The sequence below is a fragment of the Mucilaginibacter sp. OAE612 genome, from assembly GCF_041806395.1.
Classification (GTDB): domain Bacteria; phylum Bacteroidota; class Bacteroidia; order Sphingobacteriales; family Sphingobacteriaceae; genus Mucilaginibacter; species Mucilaginibacter rubeus.
Genome location: NZ_JBGMUW010000001.1, coordinates 2,941,309 through 2,963,316, shown reverse-complemented (window position 1 = coordinate 2,963,316; position 22,008 = coordinate 2,941,309). Strand labels below are relative to the sequence as shown.

Sequence of the window (22,008 nt, the reverse complement as noted above, 5' to 3'; positions counted from 1 at the left end):
TAAATAACAACTAAAATTAAAACCTATGAATACCAATAATGAAAACTGGGGAAACCAGGATAATGATCGTAATGATTTTGAAAACAACACCAACTCATTTTCTGTGAATGGTGATGAAGCCTATCCAAACCGTGATCTTGAAAACGATGATGATGATCTGGATGAGGTAGACGATATAGTAGACTATGATGAACAGCCTGAAGTAGAAAAACCCGAAGACGAACAGGTGGGTACCCATAGTCAATCGGAGATTGACCAGCCCAACAGAAGCGCCGACACCTCATTTAGCGAGCAAACAGATGTAACACCGCCGAATAAAAAGGAATTTCCATCGGTAGGCCCCGCTAAAACTGATTTTGAGAGCCGCCCGCAAGGACGCACCACCGGCAGGATGGTTGGTCATGAACCAGGAACTGAAGGAATTTAGTAAAAGGAGGGTATAATCATGAATGATTATAAAAATGACTATCCTGCTTCCCGGCAGGGTAATATTAAGGAGACCAGGGAAAGTAACATTAAAGACAGCTATAACTATGCTGCCCGAAACAACCCCTGTCTTGAAACAAAAGGTCCTCAAAGAAAACACTTTAAAGTTTTACATGAGGATGGGAGCCTGGCTGATCTTCCGGATCCAAATGTTGAAGGAGCAGGTGTCGGAGATGGCACAATAGGCCGTTAAGCAAAAAAGGTGACCGAAATGGCCACCTTTTTTATGCTGTTATGATTAGATTTACAATTACGTGGTATAACCCAGAATTTTCAATACTTGCTTGCTGTTTTGCTCTTCTCCAAACACCTCAAAGTTAAACGTTTCGTCCCTGTTACGGCGAATGATCACATGCTTGGGTGATGGCAGTAGGCAGTGGTGGATACCGCCGTAGCCACTTAATACTTCCTGGTAGGCGCCGGTATTAAAGAAGCCTAAATATTGCACCTTACGGGTTTTAGGCATAAATACGCTGTTCATATGCGCTTCCTGGTTGTAATAATCCTGCCCGTCGCAGGTGATACCCCCAAGGTTTACACGTTCGTATTCCGAATCCCAGTTGTTAACCGGCAACAGGATATATTTTTGGTTCAACGCCCAAACGTCAGGCAGATTGGTAATAAACGAGCCATCAAGCATCAGCCAGCGTTCGCGGTCGTTTTGTTGTTTACGGCCTAATACCTTGTATAGGATACCAGAAGCTTCGGCTACAGTATACTTACCGAATTCGGTAATGATATCCGGTTCCATGGTATCATGCTCAGCACATATCTCTTTGATCCGGCTTACTATTTCGTTGATCATGTATTCATAATCAAAATCGAAAACCAGTGAATCTTTAAATGGCATACCACCGCCAATATCAAGCGTATCCAGATGCGGGTTTACTTTTTTGAATTTGCAGTAAAGAGTTACATATTTTTCAAGCTCGTTCCAGTAGTATGGTGTATCGGATATACCGGAGTTGATGAAGAAATGTAACAGCTTAACCTGGAAGTTAGGGTTATCCTCAATTTTGTTATGATAAAAATCAATAACATCTTCCATACGCACACCCAAACGTGAAGTATAAAACTGAGAATCAGGCTGTTCTTCAGCTGCGATCCGGATGCCCAGATTGCAAGGGGTGTCCATCTCAATTTCGTCGTCGTAAAGGTTAAATTCTTCTTTATTATCCAATACCGGAATGATGTTTTTAAAGCCATCATGCAGCATATCAATAATATATGTTTTGTACTGGAAGGTTTTAAAGCCGTTGCATATTACGGTTATATCCTTTGTTACAGTACCTTTTTTCTCCAACGCATCAATCATCGGCATATCAAAGGCCGATGATGTTTCCAGGTGGATCTCGTTTTTCAGGGCTTCTTCAACAATGTGCTTGAAATGCGAGCTCTTGGTACAATAGCAGTATTTATAACTGCCGCGATAGTTGTTTTTGATGATGGCCTGTTGAAACAGCAGTTTAGCTTGCTGGATCTTTTTGGATATCATAGGCAGATAAGTAAAGCGTAAGGGAGTACCGTACGTTTCAATCATCTCCATCAAATTTAGGTCCTGAAAGTATAGTTCATCGTCGATGATCTCAAAACCATCCTGTGGAAAGCCTACACTTAAGTCAAGAAATTCCTGATAACTCTGCATCCTTAAAAATTTTGGGGCAAAAATGTAATTTTTAAACGGAATATTTGGCTATTTGTTAGGATTAATTTTATTGACAGAATGTAATGTTTTTGAGGTAGAAGCCGGATTGGCCAGTACTTACTGCAATACAGCAGGTTCCGGTTGATAATCAATAGATATTTTCGATAATAACAAACCTGGAGTATAGGTGACCGAGGGTTAGCAGAAATCCAAAATTCTGATGGACATACCTATGCTACAGCTGCTTCTTTGTTATATTTATTACGGTAATCAATTGGCGAGAGCCCGGTGATCTTTTTAAAAACTGTACGAAATGCCTTGGCATCGGTATACCCAACATCATACATTACCTCATTGATGTTTTTGGGGGTACTTTCCAATTGTTTTTTGGCTGCTTCAATTTTTACGCGCTGTATATATTCGACCGGGGTATTGTTGGTGGCTTTTTTAAACCGGCGTTCAAAATGCCTGCGGCCAATAGCATACATTGATGATAGGTCTTCAACTGAGATTTTTTCGGTAACGTTATTTTCTATGTATTCCTGGGCTTGCTTTATAGGATTGTCCTCGTGTTTTTTTTGCCCCGTGAACATCGCAAATGGAGACTGACTTTTTCGGTCTATCTCCAGGGCATAGATCTTAGCGGCCATGATGGCTATGTCCCGCCCGGCATACTTTTCAATCAGTAATAGCAACAAACTCCAGTATGAAGTAGCGCCGCCACTTGAATACAAACCCTGTTGTTCGGTAACAATACGCCCGTCAACCAGCTTCACTTCCGGGAACATATTTCTGAAGGCATCAGCTGTAATCCAATGGCTGGAACACTCTTTACCGTTCAATAACCCTGTAGAGGCCAATATAAATGAGCCGATACAAAGACTTGCTATTTCGGCGCCATTATTGTACTGGCTGATGATCCACGGTACAAAATCCCGATTTACGTTTACAGCGTTTTGAAGATCGCCGCTTATGGCAGGAATGATCACCATATCGCTTTTTTGCAGATCGCTTAACAAAATATCCGTATGAACCGAAAACATGCCGCCATGCACCTTAACTTCTTTAGAAAGCCCAACCATCTGTACGTCAAAAACAGGTTGCCTCCCCATGGATTGTAAAAAATCGTTGGCGCCTGTAAAAATGGTTCGGGCGTCAACTATGCTGGCTAAAACTGCTTCGTTGGGTATCAGGATGGCAACATGTTTCATTTTATTATTGTATAACTGGTTATCTGGGATAAAGATAGTGAACACTAAAGTCGCAAACAACCCCTTAACAAGTCCTTTCTACGTGCTACACAACTTTATCGCTCCAGATAACTTTGTATTGTTAACAAACATTCAATCACACAAAATAAATGTCATCATGAAACCAAAAACAATTAAAACCCTGTACTGGATCTTTACCGTCCTTTTTTTATTAGCCATGCTCGGCGATGCTTATGGGGGAATCACTATGCAGCAGGCGGGCAAAGATTCATTAGCTAAACTTGGTTACCCTTTTTACCTCATGGTTATTATGGGGTGGGCAAAAATAGCAGGTGTACTGGCCATAGCTCAAACCAGGTACCAGGTTATTAAAGAATGGGCTTATTCAGGCTTTACCATCAGCTTTATCGGTGCATTTTTATCATGGCTTGCTATTGGAGCCGGGGCTGCCATGCTCATTCCGCCGGTAGTTATGCTGCTTGTTATGTTCTTTACCTACTATTTATGGAAAAGATATGAGCAAGTAAAAGAACTGGGCTTAACTAACACTAAACTTGCCGGAAACACCGAACTGGCTTAATGTTATTAGTTTAATTATAAATCCCGGGTTTATCAATAAACCCGGTTTGTTTGTTTATTTGTTACCATGCGCAAACTGATCGTATCCTTAAACATCACGCTAGATGGTTTTGTAGCAGCAGAAGATGAGGGCCTGGATTGGCACTATCAATACTGGACGGATGAAATAGCCGAGACAACAACAGAACTGCTTAGCCGGGCCGGTACTATTTTATTGGGTAAAAACACGTATCAGGCTATGGCTGCCTATTGGCCTTTTCAGGCTAAGTGCATGAATTTTCCTCGTACGGATATTGCTTATGCAGATATGATGAACAACTACCAAAAAGTGGTTATGTCCTCAACAATGAGCTCTGCATTGTGGAACAATTCATTACTGGTCAAAGGAAATCTAAAGAGAGTTGTTGAACATTTAAAAAAGCAGCAGGGCCGTGATATTCTTACTTATGGGAGCATCAGTGTGGTCAAAAAGCTGGTGGCCGCGAATTTGGTTGATGAGTACCAGTTTTGGATCCACCCGGTAATTTTAGGCAATGGCAAGTCGCTTTTCAAGGAGGTAAAAAACAACTTGCCTTTAAAACTGGTTTTAAAGAAAGTTTTTTCATCGGGTGTTATTTTGATGGTTTATCAATTAGCTAATTAACTTAGGTAACCGACTGGGTTAAAACGAATCTTTACTGCTGACACACTGTTGTCAATAGCGCGTTACACCTTTGTATATAAAAATGTGATCCGTTATGAACAGAGCCGACAGGTTGCTCAGAGTATTGGTGCTGCTGCAAACCAGGGATGTGGTTTCTATCGACCTGCTGAAATCACATTTTCATATCAGTACCCGCACAGCCTACCAGGACCTTGAGTGCCTGAAGCAATTAAAAATAACAGTGACCTTTGAAGCTGAAAAGGGGTGTTTGGTTTTAGTCGCAAGCTGCCCTTCACCCGATAGAAAAAATGACATCATTTCTCAGCCTATGCTGGTTATTCCGGCGGCCATAAAAAATGAAATGTTATCAATTATCCCGCGTGTGGTAAATAATGATCCTCAAAACTCATCGTCGTAGTTTACCTTTCCATTTTTTAACCGCACATAATCTACCGATCCTGTACCCTGGAACCGGAAAACAATCCCGATTATTTTAGCCCGACTGATTCCTTTATTCACTGTGTAAATAGGTTTGTTATCAATGAAAATCAGTGCCTTTCCATTGTGTGATTCAATTTTAAGCGATACATATTTTTCAAAATCTACCCCAAAGGCTGATAGATCATGTTTTTTACCGGATGCCTCATAACCTGCAAAATACATGTCGAGATCAGATACACAGCCTTTAGTACTTAGTGGAATCCAGATAGCAGTGCCTTTACACAGTATATAAACAGTACTTAGACGGCAAGCAGCCGCGCCCTCGTTATAGTTGTTTTTTACGGATGTTTCAAATGTGAAATCATCGCTGTAAATCTCGCCGTAATCGCTTACATTGGTATAAACCACAAAAGGAGGGGCAGGCTGCAGGGCAATATTTCGCTCTTTGATCTTTTCGGGCGATAGGGAAAGCTTACCATCGCCTAACGCATCCCTTATTTCATAATAAACGGGAACAGGCTGCTTTTCAACTACGGGTAACCATCCGTTCGATTCAACAAACAACTCATGCTGTTTTACAATTTTTCCACCGACAATAAGCTTGGCGTAATAAAAATCGGGGAAATAATAAATGGACGTATGCTGGCGGTCGTTTTTGGAAACGTTAACCCGTAAATGCCGGTCCCATGATTGCTGAATAGCTACCGAATCATATGGAGATTTACTTGCATCAAAATCAAACACAACTGAATTAGGTAATCCTGAGTGATCACCTTTTTACTGCTGAAAGTATAATCCTTAGGGTTGATAGCCGGTGTTGTTTTCGAATGTTCGGTACGTGAAGCTATTATCAAAACCAATAAAATACCCGTCAGCGTTAAAGCGCCCAAAGCATAGCGCATTGATCTGAACTGTTTTTTTACAGGCCGGGGTTTCGGTTGAGAGAGATTGACCGGTATATCAGTAGGAACAAACCGCATACCGAATACCCTGAAGTTTTCATAACCTAAAAACTGAGCCAGCGTATCCATGGTATAGGTATTGGGCAGGCTGTCATATTTAACTTTGCCCCAGATGCGTTTCAGCGTAACGTGGCTAATGGAAGCGCCGGTCTTCTCCCTTATCTTTTCGCTAAGGTTTATAAAATCCTGGTTCTTCCAGTTACTACTGTCGCCCCAGCCGATAAAGGCCTCGTATTGTTTTATCAGTTCGGTAATAAGCAACGCTTGTGCAGGCATATCCATTGGTCAAAAATAGCCGGTAAATCAGTTCAAATATTATTTGTACGGGCTTGTACCAACTTGTACAGGCTGTGAATTGCAATAGCCTGGCGGGCAAACTAATTTTATCAGCAATTCGAAATTAAGCCTAAATATACCATAACCTAACCAACAATGAAACAAATACTAAGCAGGATCAGTGCATACATTTATGCCACAGTAATGTTCATATTCGGTATCCAGCATTTTATGTATGCCGATTTTGTAGCAACGCTTGTACCCGGCTGGATCCCATTCCATCTATTTTGGGTATATCTTACGGCGGTTGCACTTATAGCCGCTGCAATTAGTATCTATGTTAATCTGTATGCCCAATGGGGATGTTTTTTATTAGGATGTATGATATGGGTGTTTATTTTAACGATCCATATCCCGCTGCTGATCGACAGTCATTTTGATGCGGGTAAAATTACTAATGCCCTTAAAGATACCGGTCTTGCATCATGTGCCTTTATACTTGCGGCTATCTACGATCGGCAGGGGTAAAATTAATATCCTATCGTATGTAATATGAATGCGTTTGTTGTATGAACGAAACCAACTCTTATCTCATGAACAAAAAAAACGGCCGATACAATTGCTGTTTGAATAAAGTAGATAACCCTAAAAAGATCATAACTGAACTGGATAAATAGGGAAGCCGAATTGTGCAAACACTTACCAACAATTATATATATCCACCTGTTAGCCGGCTTGCACAAGCAAGCCGGCTAACGGTCATTAAAAGCATAAATTATCCAGCCTCACACCACCTGTCTGGTACAAGTTTAAAACGAGGGAACCTCTGGTTTTTGCGCAAAATTACGTATGAAAATACCGTATTTTAACGGATTGATATTTGGCCGATTGCTTTGTAAATTGGGAAACATTTTTATGTCTGTTAAACCCGCAACCTTATGTTTAATTCCCCAATTATCGATCTTGCGCTCACGCTGTCGTTCACCTATTTTTCGCTCAGTCTAACTGTTAGCACAATTCATGAGTATCTATCCGCTCTGCTTAATAAGCGGGGAGAGTATCTGAAAAATGCTATTGACTGTTTACTTTCTGACCAGGACTGGAAAAAAATAGCTGAAAAGCTTTATAACAATCCGAACATTACATCTTTAAAAAAGGATTTAAACAGTTTGCCATCATATATCCCAGCGGGCAATTTTGCCGCGGCTTTAATGGATCAGTTTAAAGACGATAAAAATATTATCCTTGATATGAATAAGATCAGGGACGTTTTAACAGATGATGGAATAGCGGCACAGGTTGGTATCTCTGCCGGGATCAGGAAACTTCTTCTTAATTTTTATGAACGCGCCCAGGGCGATCTTCAGAGTTTTCAAAAACAGATCGAAACATTTTATAATTCGGCCATGGACAGGGCCTCGGGAGTTTATAAACGATCGTCTCAGCTTATTGTATTTATTATTTCGGTGGTAATCTGTGCCTCCTTGAATGTTGATACCATAAATATTGTGAACAAGCTTTGGGGTAACCAGGAAGCACTGAAACATACAGCCGATAATTTACAAACCGTAGTTAAACAAGTAAACGAAAAAGGATATAATCCTAAAACTGATACGATAAAGTTTGAAGCCAGCAAAGTAACGGTTATTAAAAACATACCTGCCGATACGAGTAAAAACGCACCTAACGGGAAAAAAGTCGCCCAACAAATCAGCACAGTTAGTACGTTTCTGGTAAGCTCTGGTATCCCTGTTGGTTGGACGGCACAAAACACGCCAGATTTGAAGGGTAAAACATTTTGTCAAAGCCTTTTGTCGCTTTTAATCAAGATAACGGGTTTGTTATTAACAGCTGTAGCTTTAATGTTAGGCGCTCCCTTTTGGTTCGATTTGATCAATAAAATTGTAAGTTTACGTGCGGCAGGCAAAAAGCCTGAAGAAGAAGCAACCACACCAACTAAAAATACCACCATAACCGTAAAACCAGTAGGCTAATGCGCATTAAAGTAACCAAGCTGCTTAATACCAGGGTAGGAGGCGCTCATACAACCTATCAAACCGGTGCTGTAAGAGAGCCGGGTGACATTATAGAAGTAACGGGCACTGTGCAGGGAGAGGAACTTGATGGAAACAATACCTGGTATAAAGTGGGTGACGATGCTAATAGTCATTATTGGAGCGGCGGGGCCGAACAAATAGAAGGAGCTGGGAGCAATTATCAGCAATGGATGATTGACTTGAGCCTGCCGGAGATTTGGGGCCGGTATGCAGGTACAGGCGTTGGTGTTGCTGTGGTTGACACCGGTATTGCGCCAGGCATAACAGACCTGTTTTATAATCAGAGTAAGTATTATGTTTATGGCGATAATGTTGAGATAAAAGATAACGCCGGTCATGGTACATTTTGTGCTTCCCTTGTTGGGCTACGAAATACCAGCGGCAACTATGTCGGTGTGGCTCCGGGATGTAATTTATTCGCCTGTAAAATATCCGAAAAAAGAACATTTGAAAACACGGAGAGAGATGCCCAAAGATATGCTGGCGCGATTAATTGGTGTGCAAAAAATCCCGATATTCATATAGTGTCAATAAGTTGGTCGTCAGGTATAAGCAATGCAGCTACTCTAAGTTTAATTCAGGAGGCTATAAACAATGCCGTAGCTAACAATAAAATAATTGTTTGTTCTATCGGAAATTCGATAGTATTTGGAGATACAAGTAAATATTATCCGGCCTGTTTGAAAAATACAATCGGGGTCGGCATGGTTCCGGATAAGGAGAATGGCTATCCTTGTATAAATGAGTTCCTGTCGCTGGTGATCAATGGCTCGCAAATAAAATCATATGATCAGAATAACGAATTGATAGCTGATAGCGGGAGTAGTTTTGCGACGGCTATTACATCGGGCATAATTGCGCTGATGATTCAAAAAATGAATTTTAGTTATTCATTTGCTACGATCATTGAAAAATTGGCGGCTATGACGCAGAAAACAACCTTCATTATAACCGAAGATGGAAACCCGCCAGCATCCTTCGATCTTCCACTGCTAAAACCCGAACTTTTATTGAATTTTTTTAATGATGTTGTATGAAATATAAATACGCCCCCCTTTTTTTGTTCTTGCTTCTGTCTTGCAAAATGTTTGCACAACAACCCGAAAGGCGCGTTTTTTATGATGTGTTATATTTGAAAAGCCTTTACGACAAAGACGGGAAAATAAGGATCAGCCCGCAAAATAAGCCGCTGTTTGCTTATTATTTTAATCTCAAGAACACCACTAATGTAGATACTGTTATCAAGAAAAACCCTTTTTTTAATTTGAACGGGATTTATGAAGCTGGCGGTGCAAGCGGAGGGACAATACCCAGCCCATCCGGATTACTACAATCCATAGGCTCACTTGATGTTACCAATCTTGCCGACGGTCTTGCAAAGTTTTTAGTGGAACGAACAAAGCAGGAACTTTCCACTGCCTTTTTTTCACGGTTTAAAAAGGAGCTGGACAGTACCAGGCAGTTGCAGTTATTATTCCCGGTTACTTACAAATCACTTACAGCTATAGATGTTGAGATCTATAATTACGCCGCCTATACGGATTTGCTGCGGGAGTCATTTCAGAAAGACCTGGCACTATTACTTCCCAATGTTTCCAATTTGATTGACGACCCGTGCATGGATCAATTGTTTGCTGCCATGCCCCACGTCAGGATAATCTTCATCGATGCCTTGTATATAGCCAACGAGTTTCATGAGGGTTCGCATCCGGGGGATATTTTTCATAACTACCTGGTTAATAAAGCAGGCAATGGCACCTTAAAGCTTGTAAATGAAAATGTATATCCGGCATTGCAAGCTTTTGATCTTTTTTCACAATCATTACGGTCAAATCAGAGAGATAAATACTGGGTCGATGCCGATTCGGCGAAGATGCTGTTTAGTAACCCTGTAACTTTCCAAATCTACCTTGGTTTGCTTTATCAGCAATTGGAAAAAAAAGACATTAATTTTAAAGAGGGGTCAATGAAGCAGTTTCTGAAAGATCGTAGTGGTGACTTTTTAAAGTTTGAGGAAATTTATCAGAGTTATAACATTGAATTTATCCAAAAAGCAACAATAGTAAACAGGTATTTCATTAATTTAAAGCAACTTCAGCAAAAAGGTGAAAATACTTTTAATTACCAGGATTATTACGCGCTTTATAATTCATCACTTAATCTTTTTGAGCAATTATTGAAATCACCATTGCTTTTAAATGTCGACCCGGCCAATATTACTATACCAATGATTGACCGGAAAGACACAAAGATTGATCAGTACCTGTCATCAGCCAGGAGTCTTGGCAACGTTTACATTGATGTTTACGAAAAACAGTACCCATCGGCCATAGTTGAGCTTGGCGGCGTTTACGATAACCTGTTTATTAATAAAGTCGTCACCAACCCAATAAAACAGGATTTAGTTAGAAATCTTGCAGAAAAAAAAGCAGAATATGATAAACTGCAGGATGCAGTCGCCAAAACTGCCATAAAGAAAGAAATAAATGAACTTGAAGCGAAAATTGCAGCGTTAACCGAGTGGCCGGCAATAAATAAAATGTTTATTAAATATGCCAATTTCGCCGCTGAGGTATCAAAAGCGAAAAACAGCGACGAAGTAAAAAATGCTATTGAAGCAATTGCTTTACCGGTAGGCAGCTCAACCGTTAAACGCGAGGTTATTTTTAATGTCGCTCTAAACGCCTATGTTGGCCCTTATGTAGGTAAAGAAAAAGTGCACGGCATTGATGAAAAGTATAAAGGCACATACGGGCTCTCAGCACCGGTAGGAATTTCATTTAGCTGGGGGCACCGTTTATTATTTGTTCCCACGGGCGATAAAAAATGGTCGACTTCTGTTTTTGTTTCTTTAATTGATATCGGCGCACTTGCTTCATACCGTTTTACATCCGGAAGTACCCCGGTAGCAAAAGATACCAGCGCCACTGTAGCGCAGGTGCCTAAAATTGAGCTGAAGAATATCATAAGCCCGGGTTTGTTTTTATCTGTAGGCATACCATCCACACCAATTTCAATTTCGGGTGGTTTCCAGGTTGCGCCAAATTTGCGTAGCGTTAGTTTAACAGGAGCCAATAAAGATGTGATAACTAACACTTACGGCGATAATAAGTTATATACACGTTGGTCGGTGGGGGTTTTAGTTGATATACCGATACTCAATTTGTTTACTAAAGGACGTTAACAGATTTGATGAACGGTTCGTCGGCCAACGATAAATCGAGGGCGAAGGATGGCAGCGCCATTTATAGCTTGAAATTGATAAAACTTTTACTGGAGTATCTTGTTCAGATAACGGTTCGGCGGCCGCCGCTCTTGCCGTGCATTATATTTAAAAGTTATTGCATATTGGGCTGGCATAATTAAAAAGATGATTTAACTTTAAGGCGTTCTGTTTTGATTATTTATTATCATATTTAAAACAAAACCGAATCTGATAAATTGAAAATATACAACCACTTATGCAGGAATTAGACCCCACCATTCTTCAAAAAGCAAACTCATGGCTTCAAGGAAATTATGATGCTGATGTAAAGCAGGAAATTCAAAAATTAATTGACGATAAGGCATATACCGAACTGACGGATTCATTTTATCGTGATCTGGAGTTTGGTACCGGTGGCCTTCGCGGTATTATGGGGCCGGGTTCAAACCGTATCAATAAGTATACTATAGGCGCCGCCACACAGGGATTAGCTAATTATCTGAAAAAAACCTACCCCGGCGAAAAAATCAAAGTAGCTATTGCTCATGACAGCCGTAACAATGCCGATTTCTTTTCGACTATTACGGCCGAAGTTTTTTCAGCTAATGACATTTATGTTTACTTCTTTAAGGCATTGCGTCCTACACCCGAGCTTTCATTTGCCGTGCGCCATTTAGGTTGCAAAAGCGGCGTAATGCTTACAGCATCGCACAACCCAAAAGAGTATAACGGTTACAAAGCTTATGGGGCCGATGGTGGGCAATTTGTTTCTCCGCACGATAAGGCCGTAATGGACGAGGTTGCTGCAATCAGCAGCATTGATGACATCAAATTTAACCGCGTTGATGCTAATATCGAAGAAATAGGGGAGGACATTGACGAGCTTTACCTGAGCAAGATCACTGAGCTTTCTGTTTCGCCTGATGCTATTGAACGTCAAAAAGATCTTAAAATAGTTTATTCGCCCATCCATGGTACAGGCATCACGTTGGTACCCCAAGCCCTGAAACGGTTTGGTTTTGAGAATGTGATCCTGGTTGACGAGCAAATAACTCCCGATGGAAATTTCCCAACAGTAGTTTACCCTAACCCCGAAGAAAAAGAAGCGCTTACACTTGCTCTTAAAAAAGCCCAGGATACTGATGCCGATCTGGTATTGGCAACGGATCCGGACGCAGACCGTGTGGGTATTGCTGTGAAAAATACCGATGGCGAGTTTATTCTGCTCAATGGTAACCAAACCGGCGCTATGCTGATCAATTATTTATTAAGCGCATGGGAAGAAAAAGGCAAGCTTACCGGTAAAGAATACATTGTTAAAACCATTGTTACCACAAATCTTATCGAACGCATAGCCGAAGCCAAGAATGTTACTTACTATAACACCCTTACCGGCTTCAAATATATTGGCGAGTTAATGACCCATTTTGAGGGTAAACAAACTTTTATAGGTGGCGGTGAAGAAAGCTATGGTTATTTGATAGGCGAACTGGTAAGGGATAAGGACGCTGTAGTTTCAAGCGCATTCATTGCAGAAATGACCGCTTATTACAAAGACAAAGGAAGCAGCCTTTTTGAAGCATTGATTGATACTTACGTGCAATATGGGTTTTATAAGGAAAAGCTGATCTCCCTGACTAAAAAAGGTAAAACCGGTGCGGAAGAAATTAAGGAAATGATGGAGAAATTCCGTACCAATCCTCCGGCCACCTTAGGCGGATCAAAAGTAAGCACGCTTAAGGATTATGAAAAACGTATTGAAACTGATTTAGCAACCAATACAAGCAAACCAATTGAATTGCCTGTATCTGATGTTTTACAATTCATTACCGAGGACGGCAGTATCATCTCGGCCCGTCCGTCAGGCACGGAGCCTAAAATTAAGTTTTATTGCAGTGTGAACGGCAAACTTGAAAGTAAAGAAACATACAGTGAAACAGACAAAAAACTTGACGCTAAGATTGCCTCAATTATGCAGGATCTCGGTGTTTAACTACGGATAATGATGTTTGAAAAAATCCCGGCCGATTGAGATCTGGCCGGGATTTTTTTTAGTATGACCCTATCAGTGGTTTGTTACATCGTTTTTCTGGGGCGCCTTGGTCTGTCACCTCCAGGTGACTGATCATTATTGCTCCGGTAATTGCTTGGGCTATTATAGCTTCGGGTATTGTTAGTTCTGTCACCGGTGCCTCTATTATTGTTGTTGCCGTATCCAAATGACTTACGTGGCGGAGGAGTTTTCTTAACAAAGTCGTCGTTTATTTTTACACTTAATACCCGATCGGCAATGGGCGTACCGTCTAAGGCAATCACCGCGTTCTCGGCCCCGGTGCGGTCCTTCATTTCAAGAAATGCATATCCTTTGCATATCCTTGTTTTTTTGTCGCGTACAATTTTAATCGTTTCCACATCGCCATGTGGACCTATCATTTTAACAAGTTCCAGCTCTGTCATTTCCAGAGGAAAGCCGCCTACAAATAATTTGACCATTTATAAATTGAGATTAAGATGATAGATAACCACCGTACACAAATTTCGTTTGATTTTTTTTAAATAAAGGATGTTTTCGCGTTAAAACCAAAGTTTATTTAATAATTCGTTGTTTTCAAGTCAGTAATGGTCCTGAAGAGGCATTTTGTGACCCTTAATAACAGAACGTCATCAATACAAAACAGAAAACGACTGATATGCATCTTTAAGGAGTACTGAAGGCCGGTTGGCTGCAATTTCGTTTTCAAGGTTTTTATTGCTAAATATAGCTACCCCCATCTCCGGTTTTTACCTGGTATCTCAATGACAAATTCAGTGCGGTTGTATCCCAGTTATAAATATCAGCATAAGCGTTCGGGCGCCCTGTAAATGGCCCATATGCTTTTAAGAAATAGTCCAGTATTTTATAAGCGTCAGTCATCTTAAAGAAAAGATAAATGTTCACTATTTTGTTTTTGTAAGCGCGGAAACCTATTGCATCTAATAACAAACTATCTCCCTGTATCAATGAGCTACTGTCTTTATATTGATAACGGATACAGCTGTCTGCATCGGGTTTAGCATCATTATCTAAATAGGTAAACTTACGGGCCGGAATTTGGCTAATGTCCTCACCAAGTGTCAGTCCGCTAATTCCATTGCAAAATTTTAAATACTCAACCGATCCTGGTGTTTTAGACTGTGAGAAAACCAGCGATGGTAAAAGGCAGACTGTTGCAATCAATAGGGTTTTGATGCCTGTTGTTAGAGATTCATAATATGCTTTCATAAGTCAGGTTTTACAATAATAAAAACAAGGGAGATGCCATCTTCGCCCTAAAAATTAGTTTGTATTAATTTTTACTTAAATTTTGAAAATTTGAGTTTATATAATTGAATTTATTGCAATACTTTAATTAGTTACGCACTTCTTGTATAGAAAAGAACGCAGTAATTGAAAATACTGTCTGCTTTTGTTAACTATAGGTTAAAAATAAGGCCCGTCGTTTGAGGGGCATAGTCTCAATCTTTTTTCGGTTCGGACAGTGTAATCTCTGTTGACCAAAAAACAAAACTAAAACGCATTAGCAATGCCGTAAATCCATATATTTGAGAATATAAACCGGGGATAGGTGTGCAATTTATCTCCTAAAATGATAGCCTTGTTGGTTGCAGTTTAATTAATTTATTGCCGCATTTGATTTGCAGAAATTGTGTGTTTGATTAATCATCGGATCGGTACGCTATTTAGAAACCGTTATAACAAAAATGAAATATATCTTCTGTTTGTTTTTTTCATTAATTATTCTTTCGGCAAATGCATTCACTGATCCTAATACCTTACTCGAAGAATTAAAAACTGAAATCGCAAAAAAAAATATATATGATAGCAGTAAAGAAGCAAGGATCCGAAAATTAAAGGCATATCAATCAAATCTTTCGCAAACCAATTATGATGCGCGGTTTGATACCTGGGACAAGCTTTACACCGAATACAAATCATATCAGTTTGATTCAGCGTATGTTTATGTCGATAAAATGATATCGCTAAGTAAGGTAACAGGTAATAAACCAAAGGAGTATTATAGTTATGTAAGGATGGCTTTTATTCTCCTGTCGTCGGGGATGTTTAACGAAACCTTTGACTATTTACGAAAAGTAAATGTAAAAGCCCTAAGCAATGCCGATAAAGTTGATTACTATTTCTTTTTAGGCAGGTGCAATTATGACCTGGCGAATTACAGTAATGACAAATATTTTAGCCCCGATTATATTAAGGCCGGCAATAAATACATTGATTCGGCGGTCTCGTTTTGCGGCAACGACCATATAATGCATACTTATTTACTTGGTTTGAAGGATTACCAGGAAAAGAATTACGGAGAAGGACGCTTACGGTTTAAAAAATTACTGGAGAAAGATATGCCAATTTCCATGCACTTGCGGGCAATGGTGTCATGCTCGTTAGGAGCAATCTGTCTTGAAGATAACGAAAGGCAGGAAGGCCTTAATTTGATGATGAGGGCTGCCATAGCCGATATCAAATCATCAACCCGTGAAACGGTTGCGCTTTATACGCTGGCAGAACTGTTGTATAAACAGGGCAACATCAAAGATGCTTACAGTTTCATTCAATTGGCAAAAGCTGATGCCGACTTTTACGGAGCCCGGCAGCGTAAAATACAAATTGCTTCAATTTTACCATTAATAGCAGCAGCCGAGCTTAATAATACCGAGCATCAAAAAAACCGCTTCCTGGTGTTCCTGTTAATTATTACTGCGCTTGCATTGCTGGTTGTCTTTTTCCTGGTGATGATCATTAACCAATTAAAAAAGTTGAAGGTTAAAGAAGCAATAATTGAAGGGAAAAATGTGCAATTAAACCACATAAACGCGAAACTAATTGAAGATGCAAAAATTAAAGAGGAATATATCGGGCAGTTTTTTAAAGCCATTTCGGGATATATCGTTAAGCTCGAAAATTTGAAAATCTCTATTGATGCCAAGCTCTCGATGAAGAAGTATGACGCCATTCATACTTTTGTAAATAATATTGATATTAAAAAAGAAAGGGAGAGCTTGTATTACAGCTTTGATCATATTTTTTTAAAGATCTTCCCTAACTTTATTACGGTGTTCAATAGCTTGTTTGCCGAGAAAGATCAGATCTGGCCTGATGAAGACGAAGTATTAAATACCGACCTTCGCATATTCGCGCTTATAAGGATGGGTATTGCTGATAATGAAACTATTGCCAAAATATTGGAATATTCTGTCAATACAATCTATGTTTACAAAATGAGGATCAAAGCCAAATCGTTGCACCCTGATCAATTCGAACAACGGATTATGGATATTAAGGCTTTTGATTACGAGTGATTTTTTTTGAAGATACATGCTAAAAACCCTGTAAAGTAGCCAAACCTTACAGGGTTTTTAGTAAAAAAAGTATTATAAATAATTAAAAAAACATTATATTTTTTGTCGGCATTTTTTATATAAATATCTGTTTTTCAATGTTTTAAATTTAAAAAACATCGAAAAAAATTATAAAATTATTAAAATAAGCCTTTTTCGCGTTTACCGCAACGCATAAGTCTTTTTCTGAGTTTATTTATAAGTAAATTGCATCAGAATTTAACCTGTAATAATTGTAAACCATTACATTTTTAAACGATCGGTCATTGTTAACCTTTTCCTGTGCTCACCTGCCAACCTATCGGTACGGGCGATGTTTGCATGGCCATTATGCGTATACTTCGGGTATTATTTATTATGATAACCCGAAACCATATTAGCATGACTTCGTATAAAATGTTGGGGATCTCTTTTACGGATTGAAAACTAAACCCAAACAACAACCAATTTCAACTAAATCTCAAGTTTTATGCAAATTAAACATTTACTCAACGTATGTTTCTTTGCTGTTTTTCTCTTTTTGATGGAGCCTGCTATGGCCCAAAATAAGATAATAACAGGTAAAGTAACCGACAAAAAAGATGGCTCCCCTTTAATAGGAGTATCGGTAGTAACTGCTGTAGGTGCCCAGGGTGGCGCTATAACAGCAACAGACGGATCATACAAAATTTCCGTTCCGGCAAATACCGCGAGCCTTACTTTTACTTATGTTGGTTTCCTCAACGCAACTGTTCCATTAAACGGTCGGACTTCTGTTGATGTACAGATGGAAGAAGCGAATCGTGCACTGAACGAAGTTGTAGTGATAGGTTACGGTACCCAGAAAGTTAAGGATGCAACCGGTTCTGTAGCTACTTTAGGTGCCAAAGACTTTAACAAAGGCGTTATCGCTACACCTGAGCAATTGCTGCAAGGTCGTATAGCCGGTGTTCAGGTAACTCCTTCGAGTGGTGAGCCTGGTGCAGGTGCTACCATTAACATCCGCGGCGCAAGCTCAATCAGGTCAGGTACGAGTCCGCTATACGTTGTGGATGGTGTTCCTCTTGACAATGGCGGTACTTCAGGTGGTTTTGACAGCGGTGCAGGTAGTTCATCTGCGCGTAACCCGTTAGCATTTATTAACCCTGCCGATATCGAAAATATTTCGGTTTTAAAAGATGCGTCGGCCTCTGCTATTTATGGTTCACGTGGTGCTAATGGTGTAATCCTTATCACTACAAAAAAAGGTAGAAAAGGGCAAGGTATACAATTTGGGGCAAGCACAAGTATTGCAAATGCAGCCAAAAGATATGATTTGCTTGATAAGGCTGCATTTTTAAAAGGCGTAGCCAGTGTTGGGTCAAACGCGGGACCTCTTGCCGATGGAGGTATTGATTATGGCGGTAATACCGATTGGCAAAAACAGGTTTTCCGTACCGCTGTATCACAAAACTATAATTTAGGTTTTGGTGGTGGAAACAATACGGGGAGCTACAGGGCAACGTTTGCTTATGATGATCAGCAGGGTATTGTAAAAAGAAGTGAGTTGAAACGTTTTACAGCTCGTATAAATGCTTCACAATCGTTTTTCAATCAACGTTTAAAGTTTGATCTGCAATCATTGTTTTCAAATGTAAAAGACCGGTTTGCGCCAATCACTAATAACGCAGGCTTTAACGGTAGTTTGATAGGGGCAATGATCCAAACCAATCCTACCATCCCTGTATTTGATTCGGAAGGCAGATATTATGACATCAATGGCTATGAAAATGGTTTCCCCAAGGGCAATAGTTTCAGAAACCCGGTTTCAATGCTTAACCAGATAGATGACACTGATAATATCAACCGGTACCTGAATAATTTAACCATGACCTTAAAGCTGTTTGAAGGTTTATCATACAAAGGCAACTTCGGCGCAGATATATCAAGGGGGCAAAGGGAAACTTATTATGACTCAAAAATTGTGGGCTATACCGATGAAGCTAATATTGGCGATTTTAAAGTGCCTTCTGCAACCGGAAACGGTCGCGGGATCCTGATCCACAACAAGCTTACCAATTTAACCACAGAACATACCCTGAATTATGATAAAAAGTGGGCTAACAATAATGCATTAACAGCATTGGTAGGTTATTCATATCAAACCTTTAAAAACTTCAACAGGGGTAATCTTGCCTGGGGAACACCAACGCCGGGCCAATTTTTGCATGATTTTAATCAGTTTAAAAATCACATGCCGCACGATTTTAGTAACCGTAATGGTTTGGATAGCAGTAGCTATACACTTCAATCTTATTTCGCGCGTGCTCAATATACTTATAAAGACAGGTATATCATTACCGGTACTATCAGACGTGATGGTTCATCTCGTTTTGGCGAAAATCACCACTATGCTAATTTTCCTGCTGCTGCGTTTAAATGGCGTATAAGCCAGGAAAGTTTCGGCCCTAAGGGTGTGTTTGATGATTTAAGTCTTCGTTTAAACTGGGGTAAAACAGGTAACCAGGATTTCCCTTCTTACGCATCTAAAAGACTTAGGCAAACAAACTATGCAGGTACAGCAAATTCGCAGTTGAATGCCGAAAACCCTGATCTGAAATGGGAAACGCAAACCGCTTATGGCGCAGGTATCGATTTCTCGATGTTTAAAGGGCGTTTAACCGGTACATTGGATTATTATAACAAATCACAAACGGATATCTTGTTTTACCAGGATTTAGCGCAACCTGCTCCTTTCCCAAGAATATGGATCAACTTACCTGGTCAGGTGGTAAACAAAGGCATCGAGTTGGGTTTAAATTTTGCTGCGATAGATCATAAGAGTTTTAGCTGGGATGTGTCATATAACATGACAACAATCAATAACCGTGTCAGAAATTTTGGAAGCCGTAATATTATTACCGGTAATATTGATGGGCAGGGCTTATCAGGCGCTTATGCACAGTTTATTGGAGATGGTTATCCGCTTTACTCATTTAACATACCTAAATACTCGGGTCTTGATGCCAACGGTTTTGGTATCTACCCTCAAGGTATTGACGTCGCTACGCCTCAAGGCAGCCCGCTGCCAACCTTCGTGGCAAGCTTAACTAACAGCTTCAGTTATAAAAACTTTAGCTTAAGTTTTCTATTGAATGGAGCAACCGGTTTCTATATATATAACAACACAGCCAACGCATTTTTCTACAAAGGTAATCTGGTTAGCGGTCGTAACGTAACCAAGGCAGTAGCTGAAACCAACGAAAATCCGCTTAACTCGGGCGAGGTATCAACCCGTTTCCTTGAAAAAGGCGATTTCATGCGCTTAAGCAACGCTACGTTAGGTTATACCGTACCATTAAAAGGTAAAACCATTAAAACTTTGCGGGTTTCGTTAACCGGTCAAAACCTATTCCTGATTACAGGATACAGCGGTCTTGATCCGGAAGTAAATACCAACAAAGAGAGGAATGGGGTGCCTTCACGTGGTATCGATTACACACCTTATCCAAATGCACGCACATTTACTTTAGGTTTAAATGCAGGTTTTTAAAAATATTAACATGAAAAGAAGAGCATCAATAGCCGCGATAAGTGGGATAATTCTGTTAACCGCTGCAGGCTGTGCAAAATTAAAAGAAACTCCTTATGGTTCCGTATCCGTGGATAACGGAGGAGCTTCGTCACCATCAGATCTAAATGGTGTATATTCTCAATTATTTGGTCAAACGGACCAGGCTAATACTTATGCTCTGCAAGAGCATCCTACAGATGAAATGATGGGCCCAACCCGCGGTACGGACTGGGGCGATTTCGGAACATGGCGTAAGCTCCATACCCACACCTGGACACCCTCACACAATCAGGTGAGCGATACCTGGGACCAGTTGAATATCGGTGTGTACCGGGCAAGTCAGGTTATACAAAGGGCTACAGATAACAAGATCAAGGCTGAAGCAAGCTTTTTACGCGCTTATTTTATGTTCCAGGTAGTTGATTTATATGGACAGGCTCCTTATCGGGATCCAGAGGCACCAAATTCGGCGATACCTATCGTATACAACAGGGCGGATGCTACAGCTTTTATTATCAAAGATCTTGAGTTTGCTGAAGCTAATCTTACTACATCAGCGAATATCGGGGTGGCCAGTAAAGCCGCAGCACAGGCACTGCTTGCTAAAATATATCTTAATAAGGCTGTTTATACTGCTACAACCGTAGGTGGCCCTTTTACTTTTGCCAAAGCCGATATGGATAAGGTAATCGAATATGCCAATAAAGTTACAGCGGCTGGATATACATTGGAACCTGCAGGTAAATATTTCCAGGATTTCGCCTGGGATAATACTGAAAAATCACATGAAAATATTTTTGGTATCTACAATACACCTACGAATGTTCCGGCATCAGCAAAAAATCGTTGGAAAATGGGTTTGCATTATAATCAGACGCCTGATGGATGGAATGGTTTCACCACTTTGGCCGATTTCTATAAATCATTTGAAGCTACAGATGAACGCAGAGGGGTAGATTATCCGGGCTTAACTGATAAAGTTGGCTTACGTGCCGGTTTTGCAATTGGTCAGCAATACGGTCCGGGTCACGTTGCTTTGAAACAAAGGGGTGGCCAGCCGCTGGTGTTTACAGAGAATGTTAACCTTAATTATTCAACAGAAGCTCAAGGTATCAGGGTGTTCAAATATTTTCCTCATCCAAATGCAGACGGAACTGTGACCGATTCTGGTGAAGATAATGACTACGTGATCTTACGCTATGCCGACGTGGTGCTTGAAAAAGCCGAAGCCATTTTGCGTGGAGGGACCGACCCATTAGGCCAAACAGCCCTGCAGCTTGTTAACTCTGTCCGCGTTCCACGTGGTGCTACTGCCATGGCAACAGTTGATCTGACCGCTATGCTTGCCGAAAGAGGTCGTGAGCTATATTGGGAAGGCTGGAGAAGGAATGACCTGATCCGCTTTGAGAAATTTAATGATCCGGTTGATCAGCGTCCCGCAAAAACGGATAAAAGCAAAACAGTTTATCCAATTCCTCAGCGCGCGGTTGATACCAACCCCAACCTTAAACAAAACGCAGGTTATTAATATTTGAGATTTATTTGATTGAAAGGAACGTAGCGGAAATTTCCGCTACGTT

At 40.3% G+C, this 22,008-nt stretch carries 19 protein-coding genes; 13 read left to right on the top strand and 6 right to left on the bottom strand.

Annotated elements, in window-relative coordinates; genetic code table 11:
• Nucleotides 1–25: 25 nt before the first annotated feature.
• A complete protein-coding gene (locus tag ABID99_RS12380; RefSeq protein WP_090525488.1) occupies nucleotides 26–427 on the top strand; it encodes a hypothetical protein in 402 nt (133 codons plus the stop codon).
• A gap of 18 nt (nucleotides 428–445) precedes the next feature.
• Nucleotides 446–679 (top strand): hypothetical protein, encoded by a 234-nt coding sequence (locus ABID99_RS12375; protein WP_090525490.1) that lies wholly within the window; start codon nucleotides 446–448, stop codon nucleotides 677–679.
• A 57-nt stretch (nucleotides 680–736) separates the two neighbouring features.
• On the opposite strand, the gene ABID99_RS12370 is transcribed toward ABID99_RS12375, so the two are convergent.
• Nucleotides 737–2,131: an arginine decarboxylase gene (locus tag ABID99_RS12370; protein ID WP_090525492.1), complete on the bottom strand. Its 1,395-nt coding sequence runs from the start codon at nucleotides 2,129–2,131 to the stop codon at nucleotides 737–739.
• Between the two features lie 230 nt (nucleotides 2,132–2,361).
• Nucleotides 2,362–3,342, bottom strand: coding sequence for a GlxA family transcriptional regulator (locus tag ABID99_RS12365; protein ID WP_176624592.1), 981 nt, complete (start codon nucleotides 3,340–3,342; stop codon nucleotides 2,362–2,364).
• 157 nt (nucleotides 3,343–3,499) lie between these two features.
• Here ABID99_RS12365 and ABID99_RS12360 point away from each other — a divergent pair, with 157 nt between their 5' ends.
• The 3 genes from ABID99_RS12360 to ABID99_RS12350 all read left to right on the top strand — a co-directional run bounded on the left by ABID99_RS12360 (nucleotide 3,500) and on the right by ABID99_RS12350 (nucleotide 4,982).
• Entirely contained in the window at nucleotides 3,500–3,922 is a 423-nt protein-coding gene (locus ABID99_RS12360) for a DoxX family protein (protein WP_373613876.1), read from the top strand.
• Between the two features lie 66 nt (nucleotides 3,923–3,988).
• Complete coding sequence (locus tag ABID99_RS12355; RefSeq protein WP_373613875.1) at nucleotides 3,989–4,564, top strand: dihydrofolate reductase family protein; 576 nt, start codon at nucleotides 3,989–3,991, stop codon at nucleotides 4,562–4,564.
• A gap of 94 nt (nucleotides 4,565–4,658) precedes the next feature.
• The gene (locus ABID99_RS12350) at nucleotides 4,659–4,982 is read left to right on the top strand and encodes an HTH domain-containing protein (protein ID WP_090525502.1); all 324 of its coding nucleotides are present in this window, start codon (nucleotides 4,659–4,661) and stop codon (nucleotides 4,980–4,982) included.
• Here the strand turns inward: ABID99_RS12350 and ABID99_RS12345 are convergent.
• Together ABID99_RS12345 and ABID99_RS12340 are read right to left on the bottom strand one after the other, a co-directional pair.
• Nucleotides 4,964–5,749 carry a hypothetical protein gene (locus ABID99_RS12345; RefSeq protein WP_373613874.1) on the bottom strand — a complete coding sequence of 262 codons (786 nt, stop codon included), beginning with the start codon at nucleotides 5,747–5,749 and terminating at the stop codon, nucleotides 4,964–4,966. The two genes, ABID99_RS12350 and ABID99_RS12345, sit on opposite strands and share 19 nt — an antisense overlap.
• The gene (locus ABID99_RS12340) at nucleotides 5,707–6,243 is read right to left on the bottom strand and encodes a hypothetical protein (RefSeq protein ID WP_373613873.1); all 537 of its coding nucleotides are present in this window, start codon (nucleotides 6,241–6,243) and stop codon (nucleotides 5,707–5,709) included. Before ABID99_RS12340 ends, ABID99_RS12345 begins: the two co-directional genes overlap by 43 nt.
• Before the next feature lie 156 nt (nucleotides 6,244–6,399).
• Here ABID99_RS12340 and ABID99_RS12335 point away from each other — a divergent pair, with 156 nt between their 5' ends.
• The 5 genes from ABID99_RS12335 (at nucleotide 6,400) to ABID99_RS12315 (ending at nucleotide 13,498) form a co-directional block, all read left to right on the top strand.
• On the top strand, nucleotides 6,400–6,771 hold the full coding sequence (locus ABID99_RS12335; RefSeq protein ID WP_090525506.1) for a hypothetical protein: 372 nt from the start codon (nucleotides 6,400–6,402) through the stop codon (nucleotides 6,769–6,771).
• A 410-nt stretch (nucleotides 6,772–7,181) separates the two neighbouring features.
• Nucleotides 7,182–8,237, top strand: a complete 1,056-nt coding sequence (locus ABID99_RS12330) for a hypothetical protein (protein ID WP_373613872.1) — start codon at nucleotides 7,182–7,184, stop codon at nucleotides 8,235–8,237.
• Complete coding sequence (locus ABID99_RS12325; protein WP_373613870.1) at nucleotides 8,237–9,337, top strand: S8 family serine peptidase; 1,101 nt, start codon at nucleotides 8,237–8,239, stop codon at nucleotides 9,335–9,337. The genes ABID99_RS12330 and ABID99_RS12325 overlap by 1 nt, the downstream gene beginning before the upstream one ends.
• A gap of 47 nt (nucleotides 9,338–9,384) precedes the next feature.
• Entirely contained in the window at nucleotides 9,385–11,484 is a 2,100-nt protein-coding gene (locus tag ABID99_RS12320) for a hypothetical protein (RefSeq protein ID WP_373613869.1), read from the top strand.
• A gap of 277 nt (nucleotides 11,485–11,761) precedes the next feature.
• Entirely contained in the window at nucleotides 11,762–13,498 is a 1,737-nt protein-coding gene (locus tag ABID99_RS12315; protein WP_373613868.1) for a phospho-sugar mutase, read from the top strand.
• Nucleotides 13,499–13,581: 83 nt separating this feature from the next.
• Here ABID99_RS12315 and ABID99_RS12310 read toward each other — a convergent pair whose 3' ends face one another.
• Together ABID99_RS12310 and ABID99_RS12305 are read right to left on the bottom strand one after the other, a co-directional pair.
• Nucleotides 13,582–13,998: an RNA-binding protein gene (locus ABID99_RS12310; RefSeq protein ID WP_090525518.1), complete on the bottom strand. Its 417-nt coding sequence runs from the start codon at nucleotides 13,996–13,998 to the stop codon at nucleotides 13,582–13,584.
• A gap of 259 nt (nucleotides 13,999–14,257) precedes the next feature.
• On the bottom strand, nucleotides 14,258–14,767 hold the full coding sequence (locus tag ABID99_RS12305) for a hypothetical protein (protein ID WP_373613867.1): 510 nt from the start codon (nucleotides 14,765–14,767) through the stop codon (nucleotides 14,258–14,260).
• Between the two features lie 479 nt (nucleotides 14,768–15,246).
• Here ABID99_RS12305 and ABID99_RS12300 point away from each other — a divergent pair, with 479 nt between their 5' ends.
• From ABID99_RS12300 to ABID99_RS12290, 3 genes are all read left to right on the top strand, one after another.
• Nucleotides 15,247–16,857 carry a DUF6377 domain-containing protein gene (locus tag ABID99_RS12300; protein ID WP_090525521.1) on the top strand — a complete coding sequence of 537 codons (1,611 nt, stop codon included), beginning with the start codon at nucleotides 15,247–15,249 and terminating at the stop codon, nucleotides 16,855–16,857.
• Between the two features lie 508 nt (nucleotides 16,858–17,365).
• A complete protein-coding gene (locus ABID99_RS12295; protein ID WP_188831898.1) occupies nucleotides 17,366–20,407 on the top strand; it encodes a SusC/RagA family TonB-linked outer membrane protein in 3,042 nt (1,013 codons plus the stop codon).
• A gap of 10 nt (nucleotides 20,408–20,417) precedes the next feature.
• Entirely contained in the window at nucleotides 20,418–21,956 is a 1,539-nt protein-coding gene (locus ABID99_RS12290) for a RagB/SusD family nutrient uptake outer membrane protein (RefSeq protein ID WP_188831899.1), read from the top strand.
• Nucleotides 21,957–22,008: the final 52 nt, after the last annotated feature.

Coding starts and splice junctions, on each gene's coding strand:
- ABID99_RS12335 (WP_090525506.1), top strand. CDS start 6,400: ATGAAACAAATACTAAGCAGGATCAGTGCATACATTTATGCCACAGTA.
- ABID99_RS12320 (WP_373613869.1), top strand. CDS start 9,385: ATGTTTGCACAACAACCCGAAAGGCGCGTTTTTTATGATGTGTTATAT.
- ABID99_RS12290 (WP_188831899.1), top strand. CDS start 20,418: ATGAAAAGAAGAGCATCAATAGCCGCGATAAGTGGGATAATTCTGTTA.
- ABID99_RS12350 (WP_090525502.1), top strand. CDS start 4,659: ATGAACAGAGCCGACAGGTTGCTCAGAGTATTGGTGCTGCTGCAAACC.
- ABID99_RS12325 (WP_373613870.1), top strand. CDS start 8,237: ATGCGCATTAAAGTAACCAAGCTGCTTAATACCAGGGTAGGAGGCGCT.
- ABID99_RS12370 (WP_090525492.1), bottom strand. CDS start 2,131: ATGCAGAGTTATCAGGAATTTCTTGACTTAAGTGTAGGCTTTCCACAG.
- ABID99_RS12315 (WP_373613868.1), top strand. CDS start 11,762: ATGCAGGAATTAGACCCCACCATTCTTCAAAAAGCAAACTCATGGCTT.
- ABID99_RS12360 (WP_373613876.1), top strand. CDS start 3,500: ATGAAACCAAAAACAATTAAAACCCTGTACTGGATCTTTACCGTCCTT.
- ABID99_RS12300 (WP_090525521.1), top strand. CDS start 15,247: ATGAAATATATCTTCTGTTTGTTTTTTTCATTAATTATTCTTTCGGCA.
- ABID99_RS12365 (WP_176624592.1), bottom strand. CDS start 3,342: ATGAAACATGTTGCCATCCTGATACCCAACGAAGCAGTTTTAGCCAGC.
- ABID99_RS12355 (WP_373613875.1), top strand. CDS start 3,989: ATGCGCAAACTGATCGTATCCTTAAACATCACGCTAGATGGTTTTGTA.
- ABID99_RS12375 (WP_090525490.1), top strand. CDS start 446: ATGAATGATTATAAAAATGACTATCCTGCTTCCCGGCAGGGTAATATT.
- ABID99_RS12340 (WP_373613873.1), bottom strand. CDS start 6,243: ATGCCTGCACAAGCGTTGCTTATTACCGAACTGATAAAACAATACGAG.
- ABID99_RS12330 (WP_373613872.1), top strand. CDS start 7,182: ATGTTTAATTCCCCAATTATCGATCTTGCGCTCACGCTGTCGTTCACC.
- ABID99_RS12305 (WP_373613867.1), bottom strand. CDS start 14,767: ATGAAAGCATATTATGAATCTCTAACAACAGGCATCAAAACCCTATTG.
- ABID99_RS12295 (WP_188831898.1), top strand. CDS start 17,366: ATGCAAATTAAACATTTACTCAACGTATGTTTCTTTGCTGTTTTTCTC.
- ABID99_RS12380 (WP_090525488.1), top strand. CDS start 26: ATGAATACCAATAATGAAAACTGGGGAAACCAGGATAATGATCGTAAT.
- ABID99_RS12310 (WP_090525518.1), bottom strand. CDS start 13,998: ATGGTCAAATTATTTGTAGGCGGCTTTCCTCTGGAAATGACAGAGCTG.